Genomic DNA, 12,502 nt, shown 5'->3' on the forward strand with positions numbered 1-12,502 from the left:
GGGGCCCCTGTTGCACGTCCTCGGGTCCAAGTCCCCCGTGAACCGGGTCAGATGATGCCGAACACGATCCCCGCCGCCAGGATGAGCAGGCAGGTCAGCGCGGCCCACTTCACCACGAACCTGGTGTGGTCGCCGAACTCGACCTTCGCCATGCCGACGAGGACGTAGACGGCCGGGACGAGCGGGCTCGACATGTGCAGCGGCTGGCCGACGAGGGAGGCGCGGGCCATCTCCAGCGGCGAGACCCCGTGCGCGGCGCCGGCCTCGGCGAGGACCGGAAGGACACCGAAGTAGAAGCCGTCGTTCGACATGAAGTAGGTGAGCGGGAGGCTCAGCAGACCGGTGACGAGGGCCATGTGCGGGCCCATGCCCTCGGGGATGACGTCGACCATCCAGCGGGCCATGTGGTCGACCATGCCGGTGCCCTGGAGGACGCCCGTGAAGACGGCGGCGGCGAAGACCATGCCGGAGACGTTCAGGACGTTGTCGGCGTGGGCGGCGAGCCGGGCCTTCTGGTCGGGGATGTGCGGGAAGTTCACGGTGAGCACGAGCGCGGCACCGAGGATGAACAGCACCGGGATCGGCAGCCACTCCATGATCATGGAGGTGAGCAGGGTGACGGTGACCAGCGCGTTGAACCAGTAGAGCTTGGGACGCAGGGTGGCGCGGTTCGGGTCGAGGACCGTGAAGCGCTCCTCGTCGTCGTCATCCTCGGCGTCGGTGCCGGAGCCGGAGCCGCCGGTGACCTTCTCGGTGCCGGACGCGCCGGAGCCGGAACCGGCGCCCACGAGAACCGTCTCGGCCTCCTTCTCCTCGACCTTCTCCTCCACCAGGATCTCGCCCAGCGTCAGCACGCCCAGCCGCTTGCGCTCCCGCAGACCCAGGAAGTACGAGAGGACGAAGACACCCAGCAGGCCGACGAGCAGGGCCGGGATCATCGGGACGAAGATGTCGCTGGCGTCGAGCTTGAGCGCGGTGGCGGCGCGGGCGGTCGGGCCGCCCCACGGCAGGGTGTTCATGACGCCGTTGGCCATGGCGGCCACACCGGTCATCACGACCAGGCTCATCTTCAGGCGCTTGTACAGCGGGTACATCGCCGAGACCGTGATCATGAAGGTGGTCGAGCCGTCGCCGTCGAGCGAGACGATCGCCGCGAGGATCGCCGTACCGACCACGATCCGCATCGGGTCGGCCTTGGCGAACTTCAGGATCCCCCGCACGATCGGGTCGAAGAGACCGACATCGATCATCACACCGAAGTAGACGATCGCGAACATGAGCATCGCCGCGGTGGGGGCGAGGCTGGTGACGCCGTCGATGACGTAGTCACCGAGGTGGGCGCCCTTCCCTACGAAGACACAGAACAGTGCCGGGATCAGCACGAGCGCCGCGATCGGCGACATCTTCTTCATCATGATCAGGACCAGGAAGGTCGCGATCATTCCGAAGCCGAGGATGGTCAGCATGAGTGGATACCTAACGTTCGCCCTTGAACTCCCACCGGAGTCGGCAGTGCGTTGACGTTAGGACCCGTCAAGCGGCGTTAACAAGACGTTGACATGCGAGCAATAAGCGCAAAACTGCTGGTCACAGCTTTGCGCTGCTCACAGGGCCGCGACGGTGGCCACATTTACGGGTACGCCGTTGAGGACGGCGTTGCCCGACAGGGGGTCGAGCAGGCTGCCGTCGAGGAGCTGGTTGACGTTGACGCCGGGCTCCTTCAGGGCGTGGGTGAGCCGGGTGCCGGGCCGGTCGTGCCCCCAGCCGTGCGGCAGGCTCACCACGCCCGGGCGCACGCTGTCGGTGACCTCGGCCGGGGCGATCACCTCTCCCCCGGCCCCCTTCACGCGTACGGCCGCCCCGTCCGCCACGCCGAGCCGCCCGGCGTCCTCGGGGTGGATGTGCAGGGTGCAGCGGTTGGTGCCGCCGGTGAGGGCGGGGACGTTGTGCATCCAGCTGTTGTTGGAGCGCAGATGCCGGCGCCCGACGAGGACGAGCCCCTCGGGACGCTCGGCGAGGGCCTGCCGCAGCCGCGGCAGATCGTCGACGATCGGCTGGGCCAGCAGCTCGACCTTGCCGCTGCGCGTCTTCAGCGGCTGCGGCAGCCGCGACGCGAGCGGTCCGAGGTCGATGCCGTGCGGATGCGCCAGCAGCCGCTCCAGGGTCAGCCCGTCCGGCCGTACGCCGAACCCGTCGCCGTACGGGCCGAGGCGCAGCATCATGTCGAGCCGTCGCTCGGGGCCGCTGACTCCGGTGAGCTGTGCGGCGAGTTCCTTCGGGTCGCGGCCGTGCACCGGGGACCACGACTCCTTGACCGCCTTGCCGAGGGTCTGCCCGATGACCAGGTCGTCGACGGCCGACGGGTCGGCGCCGTGCATACCGGTCGCGGCGAGGACCAGCCGGGCCAGGATCTCGGTCTCCGCCATCCGGCCGGGCTCCAGGGGGACCGCGGGGCGGTTGTAGCGGACCTGGTTGCGGACGGCGAGGGTGTTGAAGGCGAAGTCGTGGTGCGGGCTCTGGGAGGGCGGGGGCGGCGGCAGGACGACGTCGGCGTGGCGCGAGGTCTCGTTGAGATAGGGGTCGACGCTGACCATGAAGTCGAGCGAGTCGAGCGCCTTGTCGAGCCGGTCGCCGTCGGGCACGGACAGCACGGGGTTGGCGGCCACGGCGATGAGCGCCCGGATCGGCTCGCCCTCCTCGGTCGCGGTGTCGATCTCCTCGGCGAGCGCGGAGATCGGCAGCTCGCCCTTCGCCTCGGGGTGCCGGCTCACTCGGGAGTGCCAGCGGCCGAGCGCGAAGCCGTGGCTCGGTCCGGCGGGCCGGGGCGTCCGGTCGGTGGCGGCCTGCGGGAAGAGCGCGCCGCCGGGGCGGTCGAGGTTGCCGGTGAGGATGTTCAGTACGTCGACCAGCCAGCTGGCGAGGGTGCCGTGCGGGACGGTGCAGCTGCCGATGCGGGCGTAGACGGCGGCGGTGGGGGCGGCGGCGAGTTCGCGGGCCAGGGTGCGGATGGTGCCGGCGTCGATGTCACAGGCTCCGGCGACGGCCTCGGGGGTGAAGTCCTCCAGTTCCCGCGGGAGTTCGTCGAGGCCCAGGAGGTGCGGGGCCAGCTCCCCGGTGTCCACGAGGTCTTCCTCGAACAGCACGTACGCCATCGCCGCCAGCAGCAGCGCGTCCGTACCGGGGCGGATCGCGAGGTGACGGTCGGCGAGCTTGGCCGTGCGGGTACGGCGGGGGTCGATGACGGTGAGGGTGCCGCCGCGGGCCTTGAGCGCCTTGAGCTTGCCGGGGAAGTCGGGGGCGGTGCACAGACTGCCGTTGGACTCCAGGGGGTTGGCGCCGATCAGCAGCAGATGGTCGGTGTGGTCCAGGTCCGGCACGGGGATCGCGTTGGCGTCTCCGAAGAGCAGCCCGCTGGAGACGTGCTTGGGCATCTGGTCGACCGTGGAGGCGGTGAAGACGCTGCGGGTGCCGAGGCCGGCGAGCAGGACGGGCGGGTAGAGGGCGCCGGCCATGGTGTGGACGTTGGGGTTGCCGAGGACGGCGCCCACGGCGTTCGGCCCGTACCGCTCGACGATCGGCCGCAGCCCCGCGGCCACCGCGTCGAACGCCTCCTCCCAGCTGGCCTCGCGCAGCTCGCCGTCCTCGCGTACGAGCGGGGTGCGCAGCCGGTCGGGGTCACCGTCGACGGCACCGAAGGACGCGCCCTTGGGGCAGATGAACCCCTTGCTGAAGACATCGTCGCGGTCACCGCGGGCGCCGGTGACCCGGGTCCCCTCGATGGTGAGCGTCAGGCCGCAGGTGGCCTCGCACAGGGGGCAGATACGCAGGGCGGTGCGGGACACGGGTCCTCCTGGGGGCGACGGTGCCTGTTCCGGCGAGGATACCGACCGGTAGGCATGGAGGGGAGGGGGTGCGGGGGTGAGGTCGGAAAACGGCGAGCTGTCGTGCGGCGGCGGTCAGCCGAAGAGGATCACGCCGTTGCGGTGCCGTTCAGTCCAGCACCCGCGCCAAATACGCCCGCAGCATCTCCCGGGCCTCCGCGATGACCCGCTCGTCCCCCTCCGGAGCCACCCGGAAGGCCAGGTGGACGAGGGTGTCGGCCGTTTCCACGGCGATCAGGAAGGTGCGCCGCAGGTCCTCGTCCGGCTCGCGGTCGATGTATCCGGAGAGGAGGTCGGTGAGGCGGTCGGCGACGCGGTGGTTCGGTTCGGCGTGGCGGGCGCCGACCGGGATCTGGTTGCCGAAGTCGACGAGGGAGAAGCCGGGGGCGGTGCGTTTCATGGCGAGGTACTCGTCGAGGACCGCGTCCATCGCGGCTCGCCAGCCGCCGCCCGTGGCCTCCTTGAGGCGCTCGGTGACACGGGCGGTGAACCGTTCGAGGTTGCGCTGGGCGAGGGCGTCGGCCATCTGCCGCTTGTTGCCGAAGAAGCGGTAGACGGAGCCGATGGGGACGCCCGCGCGCTGGGCGACGGCCCGGGTGCTCAGGTCGTCGTAGCCGACCTCGTCGAGGAGGTCGGCGCAGGCGTCGAGGATCCTGGTCAGCCGTTCGGCACTGCGCCGCTGCACGGGCGCTCTGCGTAGCGATGTCGCGTCGGGCACGGACGTCATGATGCCTGTCCGCCGCGGTCCGGTGAACCTCGCCCCCCGGTACGAAGACGGTCGGCCGGTGCACTCAGTGCGGACGGTCCCGCGGTGGCCTCGGTGCCCGACGCCGTGATGTCGGCCGCGCTCTCGACGGGTTCGCCGTCGACGACCCACACGGTGCCGTCGTCGGCGTGCAGCCGTGCGGTGACGGTGTGCGTGCCGCGGGGGACGAGGTCGGCGGGGATGTGGCACTCGGGGGTGCGCAGCCGGGAGACGAGGGTGCCGTCCACGAAGAGGTACACCAGGCCGCGGCCCTTGACCGCCTTCGGCTTCGTGCCGGGCGGGGAGAAGCGGAAGTTCTCCACGCTCAGGTGCACGTCCCAGCTGTCGTCGTCGTCCGGCAGCACCTCGATGTCCACCTCGGGCGCGTTCTCGTCGTCCACCTCGCGGTAGTGACGCCCGTCCTCGTCGGTGTCGTCGAGGACCTTGCCCACCGGCGACGGCGACACCGCGCTGTTCTCCTGTTCCCGCGCATGATCGGAACCGCAGCTCGCGGTTCCGGCCCACAGAAGGACACAGACCGCGAGCGCGGCCGGCAGCGTCCGCGTCCACGACATGCCCGGGAGACTAGAACAACGCTCCGAAAGCCGAATCCCCCTTGAGTCTGGTTCTCCTCCTCCCTGATGAGGAGGCCCACCGCCGAAAGCACCCCCCACGGCCCTCTTGCGCCCACGAAACCGCAATCCTACGGTGATACATAGGAATCAGAGTCGCAAGGGAGCGATCATGAGCGGGGAAGCGCGGAAGACCGCGGAGGGGCTGACCTACCTCTCCGGTTTCGGCAACGAGCACAGCTCGGAGGCCGTCCCCGGGGCACTGCCGGAGGGTCGCAACGCACCACAGCGCGCACCCCTCGGTCTCTACGCGGAGCAGCTCAGCGGCACGGCGTTCACCGAGCCCCGGGCCCACAACCGCCGCTCCTGGCTGTACCGGATCCGCCCCTCGGCCGCCCACCCGGCGTTCGCCCACACCCACAACGGCTGGATCCGCTCGGCCCCCTTCACCGAGTCCGTGCCCGACCCGAACCGGCTGCGCTGGAACCCCCTGCCGGAGCCGAGGGAGGGGACCGACTTCCTGGCCGGCCTGTGGACCCTGGGCGGCAACGGCGACACCACCCAGCGCACCGGCATGGCCGTGCACCTCTATCACGCCACCGACTCCATGGACCGCGTCTTCAGCGACGCCGACGGCGAGCTGCTGATCGTCCCCGAACAGGGCGGCCTGCTGCTGCGCACCGAGTTCGGCCTGCTGCACGCCGAGCCCGGCCATGTGGCCCTGATCCCGCGCGGCGTCCGCTTCCGCGTGGAGCTCCTCGACGCCTCCGCCCGCGGCTACGTGTGCGAGAACTACGGCGCCCCCTTCCAGCTGCCCGACCTCGGCCCGATCGGCGCCAACGGCCTCGCCAACGCCCGTGACTTCAAAGCCCCCGTGGCCGCCTACGAGGATGTCGACGGCCCGGTCGAGGTGGTCAACAAGTTCTGCGGCAACCTCTGGACGGCCGTCTACGACCACTCCCCGCTCGACGTGGTCGCCTGGCACGGCAACCACGTGCCGTACGTCTACGACCTGCGCCGCTTCAATGTCATCGGGTCGATCTCCTACGACCACCCCGACCCGTCGATCTTCACGGTGCTGACGTCCCCGTCGGACACCCCGGGGCTGGCCGGCGTGGACTTCGTCGTCTTCGCGCCGCGCTGGCTGGTCGGCGAGGACACGTTCCGGCCGCCGTACTTCCACCGGAACGTGATGAGCGAGTACATGGGCCTGATCGAGGGCGCCTACGACGCGAAGGCCGAGGGCTTCGTGCCCGGTGGCGGCTCGCTGCACAACATGATGTCGGCGCACGGTCCGGACCGGGAGACCTTCGACCGGGCGAGTGCGGCGGATCTCCAGCCCCAGAAGGTCGACGACGGGCTCGCGTTCATGTTCGAGACGCGCTGGCCGGTGACGCTGACCGCGCACGCGGCCCAGGCGGATCATCTGCAACGGCACTACGACGACGTGTGGAAGGGGCTGGAACGCCACTTCCGCACGGTTTCATGACCTCGTTCGCCTACGGGGCGCGCCGTTGCACTGATCGTCGGCGACCGGTACGGATAGCCCCGTGACCTCCTTCGCGCCGGACTCGATCGTCCTGAACCGCAAGCTGCCGCTCTGGTACCAGGTCTCGCAGTCACTGCGTGCCTCGATACTCGGCCGCTCGCCCCAGGATCCGCTGCGGCTGCCCACCGAGGAGCAGCTGGCGGGCCATTACGGGGTGAGCGTGCTGACCATGCGGCAGGCGCTGAAGGAGCTGGAGGACGAGGGGCTGATCTCGCGCCATCGCAGGCGCGGCACGTTCATCGAGCCGGATGCGCTGCGCGGCGCCCCGGTCCGGCTGCTCGGCTCGGTGGACGCGATCGTGGCCCAGCAGTCGGGCATGGTCACAGAACTGCTCGACCACGGCCGGGGTCCCGTTCCACCCGAACTCGCCGAGTATTTCCCGGACCTGGGCGAGGTGGCGACGTACCACCGCCTGCGGGGCGACGAGAAGACGGGCGAGCCGACCAATCACGCCCGCAACTGGATCCGCCCCGAACTCGGCGCGCGCGTCGACCTGCACGACCTGGTCCGCTGGCCGATGACCAAGGTGCTGCGGGATGTCGTCGGGGCGGACATCAGCCGCATCACGGACACGGTGGAGGCGCGTCTCGCGGACCCGGAGACGGCTCGGCTGCTCCAAGTGCCGCTGCTGAGCCCGATCCTGCACTACACAGGCGTGACGTACGACGGGGAGGGACGGGTGCTGGACGTGGCGGTGATCCACTACCGCGGCGACCGCTTCTCCTTCACGGTGACCCTGGAAGCCAACTGACCCGTGTGTCATCGCCAAGTCGTACGATGCCCAGCGTGACGCACGACGACGCTCCGCTGCTCGCGGACCTCATGCCGTGGTCCGTCGCACCGCCGCGGCTCGGCCGGGGGTGGCCGACGGGCCCCGACCCGGCATCCCTGAAAGCCCGCTGGGACGCCCTGCTGAAGGCCGAGGGCCCGGACAGGGAGGCCCTGTTCGAGCCGACGCGCTCGCGCACCCTGCGCTCCGCGGTGGGGCAGCTGCCGGGGCGGACGGCCGGCACGGAGAAGCTTGCCCGCGCGGCCGGGCCCTGCGCCGAGCCGGTACGCGTCCTGCACGCCCCCTTCGACGAGCACTGGCTGATCCCCGACCACCGGCTGATCGACACGGCCCGGCCCGAGTTGTGGCGGGTGGCGGACGAGCACCAGGTCTTCGTCGCGGAGACCGCAGGCGGCCCCGGCCCCGTGCTGGTCGCCACGCCCCTGCTCCCACTGCTCCGCCCCGGCCGCGTCCGCCCCCTGTACCGGCGGCCTGGCGGGGTGGAGCCCAACCTGACACCGGGTCTGCCGGAGTACCTGGGCGAACGGCTGGGACGCTCCGTGACGCCGTCGGACGTCCTCGCCTGGACCCTGACGGCCGTACGTCCGGACCTCGCCGTCCCCCTCACCGACGACCCCGAGCTCTGGGCGCTCGGCACCGAACTGGGCCACCGTCTCCTGTGGCTCATGCGCCGCGACGGCGACCGTCCCAAGCTCCCCGGCGGCCGCCGCCCCTACGTCCGCGCCCCGCTGCCGTCCCGCCCGCTCGGCCTCCACTACGACCGCGACGAGGAGACCCTGCACCTCGACGAGGGCCGCATCTCCCCCGTGCCCCCGGAGGCCTGGGACTTCGAGGTCAACGGCGTACGTGTCCTGGAGGAGTGGTTCACGGCGAGGACGGCGGAGCCGGAGCCCGGCACCCTGTCGGCGATCCGCCCGGCGACCTGGCCCCAGACCTGGACGTCGGAGCTGCTGGAACTGATCACGATCCTGGCGCTGACCGCGGAAGTGACCCGGCGGCAGGCCGAGTTGACGGTGACGGCACGGATCACGGCGACGGACCTGCGCAAGGCGGGGGTGTTCCCGGTACCGGAGACAGCACGCAGACCGGCCTCGGTGCTGGACCATCACGAGGAGGGCCCGGAAGGCCAGTTGGGGCTGCTGTAGCCCACCCGGGGCGTGACGTGGGAGCGTTCGCGAGCCCGACTGACGGGCTCTGCCGGTGGGTTCGAGCGGGGTGGGGTGGAGGGTGTACCCGCGCCCGATGGACGTACCTGGCGCTGCCGCGTGCCGTGGGGATGACGGACGACGGGGTCGCGGCAGGGCGCCGGGGCGGTACGGCCGGCCGGGCGCGGGTCGAGAACGCCTGAGCGTGCGGGCTAGCGCCCGCCGAACAGCGACCGGCGCAGTCGACGCAGCGGAGCGAAGAGCGAGACGCGACGGACGCGCGCACCCCTGTCGCTGCGACCTTGCGCGGGCTCACGGGCGGTCAGCTCACGCATCAGTGACGTCGCCTCGGCCGCCTCGCGCTGCGGGACGACAGGGCCGCCCAGCACCGAGAGATGGCGGTCGAGCCGCGAACTGGTCGCGCTGCTCCCGCAGGTGATCGCAGGGACCCTCGCCCTGCTGCGCACTGTTATCTGTTCCATGTCACTCCCCACCCGTACGAGTCCACCCGGCCCGGGCAGGGTAACCCTATCGCCCCCTGGGGGCACTCGTGTATCGCGGTCACAGGATTCACCTTCCCCGTAAGGGCGTTGACGACCCCTCTGCGGTTACTCTCCGAATCCAACCGATTTCAGGGCGAGTTGGACAACCGGCTGGGTAGTGGGCTGCGCCGACCCCCCGTCAGGTTCGACGGTTACAGCCAGTGACGTGGCGGACTTGTCGAGACCGGACGTGACCAAGGGCGTGTCGGCAGCGAAGAGCCCGAGGGAGCGCGGTTGCGCGCCGGGGCGCATGAGCCACAACTGGTTCACGCTGTCGGCCGGGATGTCGTCGTATCCGCTGAGGGTGACCACCGCCTTCCCCTCCGATGCGGACGCCACCACTCCGATACTGCGGCCCCGCGCGTCCTTGCCGGTGCTCGCCCGGGCGTCGGGAGCTGCGAGAACGTGGGCGATCTCACTCGACCGAACCCGCTCGGCGTTCAGCTGGTCCCGGGTGTCGTTCGCCTGAACGGCGAACAGGGAGGCGACCACGAGGGCCGCGGCGGCCGTGGCGGTGGCGAACGGCACGAACAGGGGGCGGCGCTCCCGGGGCGCACGGGTGCGCGCGGGTGGTGCCTGTGTGCCCCAGACGTGCGGCGGCAGCTGTGGCTCGTGCACCCGCCGGGGTTGCGCCCGCACGGGTTCCTGCGCGGTGGTGCGGACGGCGGCCAGGACCCGGTCGCGCATCGCGGCCGGCGCCGGGACGGCCATCGACCAGGCGAGGCGTACGGCGTCCTCGGTCAGGGCGCGGACCTCGGCGGCGCAGACCGGACAGCCCCTCACGTGCTTCTCGAAGCGGACCCGCTCGGCGGGCTCCAGGGCGTCGAGCGCGTAGGGCGCGGCCAGGGAATGCGGGTCGTCGCGGCGGAGCAGTTTGTCGAGGAGGCTCACGCCACACCTCCCATGCACTCGCGCATCCGGGTGAGTCCGTCGCGCATACGGGTCTTGACCGTGCCCAGGGGCAGCGAGAGCCGCTCGGCCACTTCACGGTACGTGTAGCCGTCGTAGTAGGCGAGGGTGACGGACTGGCGCTGGAGCTCGGTGAGCCGTTCCAGACAGCGGCGCACCCACTCGCGCTCGAGTCCGGCCTCGACCTCCTCGGTGACGTGGTCGAAGGCGGGGCCGTTCGCCCGCCGGGCCACCCGCAGCTCGCGCTCGCCGGCGGCGCGGGCGCTGCGCACCCGGTCGACGGCGCGGCGGTGGGCGAGGGTGAGGACCCAGGACAGGGCGCTGCCCCGGCCGGGGTCGAACCGCGCGGCGGACCGCCAGATCTCGAGCAGCACCTCCTGGGCCACCTCCTCCGACTGCGCCGGATCCCGCACCACCCGGCGCACCAGCCCGAACACCGGCCCGGACACCAGTCCGTACAGCTCCTCGAATGCCTTCTGGTCCCCGCCCGCAACGAGCACCAGAAGCTCGTCCGCCTCCAAGTCGCCTCCCCCTCCCGCAAAACCGCATCTGGGCCGTCCGGCCCCCCGAGATATTCGCAACGAACCCACCTCCGGATGGGGTTACGGATCGGCGGGCCGAAAACGCGGGTCCCCGTTCGATGAAACATGATCCCGATTCCGCCGTAAGAACGTTTGGGATTCGACCAATCCGCACTGCCGACCGCTCCGAATCAGCGTTCGTCAGGCAAGTTGGGACTGAGGACGGACGGCATGACACCTATCTCCAGGAGCGGTGCGGGGCGCAGGAGCGTCGCGACCCTCATATGCGCTTCGCTGGCCGCCGGAGGGCTCACAGCCGCCGCTGTGGCCGCGCTGGAACCGGGGGCGGCCAACGCCTCCAGTCACCGGGAGGCCCCGCTCATCTCCGGGGACCCCCAGTACGACAACACGGACGTGTACGCCTTCGTCAGCCCGGACAAGCCGGACACGACGACGCTCATCGCGAACTGGATCCCCTTCGAGGACCCGGCCGGCGGACCGAACTTCTTCACGTTCGCCGAGGACGCCCAGTACGACATCCACATCGACAACAACGGCGACGCGCAGGGCGAGCTGCTCTTCCGCTACACGTTCAAGACGCATGTGAAGAACGACAAGACGTTCCTGTACAACACGGGCCCCGTCGAGTCCCTCGACGACCCCGACCTCAACGTCACGCAGACCTACGACATCGAACTCATCAAGCTGAAGAACCAGCACGAGGTGTCGAAGACCAAGGTCGCCGACGACGTGCCCGTGGCACCGTCGAACGTCGGCAAGGCGTCGATGCCGGACTACAACAAGCTGCGCAAGGAAGCGATCCACGAGCTGCCGGGCGGCTCGACGACCTTCGCCGGCCAGGCCGACGACCCGTTCTTCCTGGACCTGCGCGTCTTCGACCTGCTGTACGGCGGAAACCTCTCCGAGGTCGGCCGCGACACCCTCAAGGGCTACAACGTGAACTCGGTCGCCCTCCAGGTGCCGACCGACATGATCACGGAGTCCAAGGACCAGCCGATCGTCGGCATCTGGTCGACGACCCAGCGCAAGAACGCGCAGGGCTACTACTCGCAGGTCTCGCGCCTGGGCATGCCGCTGGTCAACGAGGTCGTCAACCCCATCAAGGACAAGGACAAGTTCAACGCGTCCGCGCCCTGGGAGGACGGCCAGTTCCTGCAGAACGTCACCAACCCGGAGCTGCCGAAGCTCATCGAGGCGATCTACAAGATCGACGCGCCCGACGAGCCGCGCAACGACCTCGTCGACGTCTTCCTGAAGGGCGTCGAGGGCCTCAACCAGCCGCCGCACGTGCGGGCGGCGGAGGAGCTGCGGCTCAACACGTCCATCAAGCCGACCCACGATCCCAAGCGGCTCGGTGTGCTGGACGGCGACAACGCGGGCTTCCCGAACGGGCGTCGGCTCTCCGACGACGTGCTCGATGCCGCGCTCCAGGTCGTCGAGGGTGAACTCCTCGGTGCCAAGAACGACTTGGGCGACGCGGTCGACAAGAACGACAAGAAGTTCGGCAAGTCCTTCCCGTACCTGGCCAACCCGACCGCGGGGTCCCGCGGGAAGCTGGCCAAGGGCACGAGCGGTGGGAACGACGTCCGTAACCAGCTGGGCGACGCGTTGCAGCCGGCCGGCTCCTCCACCGGGATGGACGACAACACTCTGGTCGCCGCGTCGGCCGGTGCCGGGGCTGCCGGTGTCGCTCTGATCGGTGCGGGTCTCATGTGGTGGCGTCGGATGCGGACTCGGGCGTACTAGGCCGTATCCGAGCCGCGGGCCGGTGGGGGTTGTTCGCGCAGTTCCCCGCGCCCCTCAAAGAGGGGCGCTGCTCCCACCGTC

11 protein-coding genes are annotated in these 12,502 nt (G+C 70.5%); 4 read left to right on the top strand and 7 right to left on the bottom strand.

Going from position 1 to position 12,502, the window contains the following annotated elements; all coding sequences use genetic code 11:
• Positions 1 to 47 precede the first annotated feature (47 nt).
• From OG381_RS12300 to OG381_RS12315, 4 genes are all read right to left on the bottom strand, one after another.
• Positions 48 to 1,466 carry a CitMHS family transporter gene (locus tag OG381_RS12300; RefSeq protein ID WP_327716143.1) on the bottom strand — a complete coding sequence of 473 codons (1,419 nt, stop codon included), beginning with the start codon at positions 1,464 to 1,466 and terminating at the stop codon, positions 48 to 50.
• A gap of 138 nt (positions 1,467 to 1,604) precedes the next feature.
• Entirely contained in the window at positions 1,605 to 3,842 is a 2,238-nt protein-coding gene (locus OG381_RS12305; RefSeq protein ID WP_327716144.1) for a molybdopterin oxidoreductase family protein, read from the bottom strand.
• A 148-nt stretch (positions 3,843 to 3,990) separates the two neighbouring features.
• Entirely contained in the window at positions 3,991 to 4,608 is a 618-nt protein-coding gene (locus OG381_RS12310) for a TetR/AcrR family transcriptional regulator (protein WP_307032811.1), read from the bottom strand.
• Positions 4,605 to 5,201, bottom strand: coding sequence for a hypothetical protein (locus tag OG381_RS12315; protein ID WP_327716145.1), 597 nt, complete (start codon positions 5,199 to 5,201; stop codon positions 4,605 to 4,607). The genes OG381_RS12310 and OG381_RS12315 overlap by 4 nt, the downstream gene beginning before the upstream one ends.
• Positions 5,202 to 5,370: 169 nt before the next feature.
• Here OG381_RS12315 and hmgA point away from each other — a divergent pair, with 169 nt between their 5' ends.
• From hmgA to OG381_RS12330, 3 genes are all read left to right on the top strand, one after another.
• Positions 5,371 to 6,687 (top strand): homogentisate 1,2-dioxygenase, encoded by a 1,317-nt coding sequence (hmgA, locus tag OG381_RS12320; protein WP_327716146.1) that lies wholly within the window; start codon positions 5,371 to 5,373, stop codon positions 6,685 to 6,687.
• 61 nt (positions 6,688 to 6,748) lie between these two features.
• Positions 6,749 to 7,498 (top strand): GntR family transcriptional regulator, encoded by a 750-nt coding sequence (locus tag OG381_RS12325; RefSeq protein WP_327716147.1) that lies wholly within the window; start codon positions 6,749 to 6,751, stop codon positions 7,496 to 7,498.
• Between the two features lie 26 nt (positions 7,499 to 7,524).
• Positions 7,525 to 8,682, top strand: a complete 1,158-nt coding sequence (locus OG381_RS12330; RefSeq protein ID WP_327716148.1) for a type ISP restriction/modification enzyme — start codon at positions 7,525 to 7,527, stop codon at positions 8,680 to 8,682.
• Between the two features lie 212 nt (positions 8,683 to 8,894).
• Here the strand turns inward: OG381_RS12330 and OG381_RS12335 are convergent, their stop codons facing one another.
• The 3 genes from OG381_RS12335 to OG381_RS12345 form a co-directional block, all read right to left on the bottom strand.
• Positions 8,895 to 9,164 carry a hypothetical protein gene (locus tag OG381_RS12335; protein WP_307032799.1) on the bottom strand — a complete coding sequence of 90 codons (270 nt, stop codon included), beginning with the start codon at positions 9,162 to 9,164 and terminating at the stop codon, positions 8,895 to 8,897.
• Between the two features lie 126 nt (positions 9,165 to 9,290).
• Complete coding sequence (locus OG381_RS12340; RefSeq protein ID WP_327716149.1) at positions 9,291 to 10,115, bottom strand: anti-sigma factor; 825 nt, start codon at positions 10,113 to 10,115, stop codon at positions 9,291 to 9,293.
• Positions 10,112 to 10,654, bottom strand: a complete 543-nt coding sequence (locus tag OG381_RS12345) for a sigma-70 family RNA polymerase sigma factor (protein ID WP_307032795.1) — start codon at positions 10,652 to 10,654, stop codon at positions 10,112 to 10,114. The genes OG381_RS12340 and OG381_RS12345 overlap by 4 nt, the downstream gene beginning before the upstream one ends.
• 231 nt (positions 10,655 to 10,885) lie before the next feature.
• On the opposite strand from OG381_RS12345, the gene OG381_RS12350 reads away from it, so the two are divergent.
• A complete protein-coding gene (locus OG381_RS12350; RefSeq protein ID WP_327716150.1) occupies positions 10,886 to 12,421 on the top strand; it encodes a DUF4331 domain-containing protein in 1,536 nt (511 codons plus the stop codon).
• Positions 12,422 to 12,502 lie beyond the last annotated feature (81 nt).

Origin of the sequence: Streptomyces sp. NBC_00490 (assembly GCF_036013645.1) — a bacterium.
Taxonomy (GTDB): domain Bacteria; phylum Actinomycetota; class Actinomycetes; order Streptomycetales; family Streptomycetaceae; genus Streptomyces; species Streptomyces canus_F.

Coding starts and splice junctions, on each gene's coding strand:
- OG381_RS12300 (WP_327716143.1), bottom strand. CDS start 1,466: ATGCTGACCATCCTCGGCTTCGGAATGATCGCGACCTTCCTGGTCCTG.
- OG381_RS12310 (WP_307032811.1), bottom strand. CDS start 4,608: ATGACGTCCGTGCCCGACGCGACATCGCTACGCAGAGCGCCCGTGCAG.
- OG381_RS12315 (WP_327716145.1), bottom strand. CDS start 5,201: ATGTCGTGGACGCGGACGCTGCCGGCCGCGCTCGCGGTCTGTGTCCTT.
- hmgA (WP_327716146.1), top strand. CDS start 5,371: ATGAGCGGGGAAGCGCGGAAGACCGCGGAGGGGCTGACCTACCTCTCC.
- OG381_RS12330 (WP_327716148.1), top strand. CDS start 7,525: ATGCCCAGCGTGACGCACGACGACGCTCCGCTGCTCGCGGACCTCATG.
- OG381_RS12335 (WP_307032799.1), bottom strand. CDS start 9,164: ATGGAACAGATAACAGTGCGCAGCAGGGCGAGGGTCCCTGCGATCACC.
- OG381_RS12350 (WP_327716150.1), top strand. CDS start 10,886: ATGACACCTATCTCCAGGAGCGGTGCGGGGCGCAGGAGCGTCGCGACC.